A 1,486-nucleotide genomic window follows, 5' to 3' on the forward strand; every position below is an offset into this window, starting at 1 on the left:
TAATCTCCTGTGGTACGGCGAATACACCGCCTGGGGTCGTCTGAAAAAGGACGGGCGGGTCTATCAGCACGCGCATCAGCCGTTCAGACTGCAAAACCAATACTTCGATGAAGAGACCGGGCTGCACTATAATTTTTTCCGTTACTATGAACCAGATGCTGGTAGATTCATTAATCAAGATCCGATTAGATTAATTGGTGGAGATAATTTGTATTTCTTCTCACCCAATACACAAGATTGGTATGACCCATTAGGTTTATGGAGAAGGAATGCCTATATTGGTAGAACGCCATCTAAGGTATCTAAGACAGGACGGGCAGTAATGCAACGTATGTTAGCTAATGGAGAAATTCAAGGTATTACATCCGATCAAATCAGTAAACTTAGACGTTCTTCACAGATTCCAAGTGCAGCTACATTTACTGATATTGATGGTAAGCAATATCCCTTAAGACAAGCTCATATGGGACATAATCCTGAGGATGCTGTTTCTTATTGGAATCGTTGCGGTCGTTATCATGGGGCTAAGTCTCAGGCAGTACGGAAATGGATGCTTGACCCCAATAATTACCGATTGGAATACGGACCTGGTAATTGTTCTCGTGGAGCGAAAAGTAAAGAGCGTTATAAAAATCCCCGTAAACCTAAAAATGGTAAGCTACCTAAAGGTTGTTAATCTAAGAAGGATAAATTATGTATTTAGATCAAGTAAATTATGAATTGAACAAAAAAATCAATGATTTTGTATGTAACTCAAATGACGCTACTATGCCGGAGGAAAGCATTGATATTCTAAAGCAGGCATGGGAACTTTTACCCAAACCAGCCACTCAATTCGTCGAGCCAACTTCGGCAATCGCCTGTGGTATTTCAGAAAATTATAAAAAATTAGGCGATTATCAAAAAGCCCTTGAGTGGATGTTAATTGCACTTGAGGCACGAAAAGATGAACCTGCAGCAGGTGTGTTCATATGGACAGGAATCGTTTATTATGAATTGGGCGATATGGAGAATGCCTATAAATATTTTGACCTAACTTATAATGAGCTACGCTACACACCTTTCTCTATGGAAGACAAAAAATATTGGCAATTTTATAAGCAACGTAAAGAAGAATTAAATCCTAAGAAAAAAAACAAAAAGTAAGATTCGATATTTTCAGACGACCTCAAAACCTTCTTTGAGGTCGTCTGAAACATTTGTTCTTTAACAATCTCATTAGCAGTTGACATAGAGGTCGTCTGAAAACCAACTTTCAGACGGCCTTTGTTGCACCGTACTTAACCGCCGCTACGCCTACGACAAAGCCGGCAACCTGATCCAAAGCGCCGACCAAAGAAGCGGCGTCCTCCATTACGTTTACGACAAAATCGGACGCATTCAGGAAGCCCGCAACAGCCAAAGCGGCCGCAGCGAAACCTTCGCCTTCGACCCCGCCCACAACATCCTTTCCGACAAAACAGCCGAAGGGAAGGGCAAAGGCAGT

2 protein-coding genes and 1 pseudogene are annotated in these 1,486 nt (G+C 41.7%); 2 read left to right on the top strand and 1 reads right to left on the bottom strand.

All coding sequences use genetic code 11. The features are described 5' to 3' along the window. Together Q9I99_RS11190 and Q9I99_RS11195 are read left to right on the top strand one after the other, a co-directional pair. The coding region (locus Q9I99_RS11190; protein WP_304666234.1) for an RHS repeat-associated core domain-containing protein at positions 1-676 on the top strand (676 nt) is incomplete at its 5' end. 17 nt (positions 677-693) lie between these two features. Beyond that, positions 694-1,146 (top strand): tetratricopeptide repeat protein, encoded by a 453-nt coding sequence (locus tag Q9I99_RS11195; RefSeq protein WP_118780905.1) that lies wholly within the window; start codon positions 694-696, stop codon positions 1,144-1,146. Positions 1,147-1,255: 109 nt separating this feature from the next. Here the strand turns inward: Q9I99_RS11195 and Q9I99_RS11600 are convergent. Beyond that, positions 1,256-1,486 (bottom strand): annotated as a pseudogene (locus Q9I99_RS11600) (hypothetical protein); the annotation flags it as partial.

The sequence above is a fragment of the Neisseria basseii genome (assembly GCF_962707005.1).
Classification (GTDB): domain Bacteria; phylum Pseudomonadota; class Gammaproteobacteria; order Burkholderiales; family Neisseriaceae; genus Neisseria; species Neisseria bergeri.

What these genes read in the sequence shown, in the direction of transcription:
- Q9I99_RS11195 (WP_118780905.1), top strand. Translation starts at nt 694, where the DNA reads ATGTATTTAGATCAAGTAAATTATGAATTGAACAAAAAAATCAATGAT.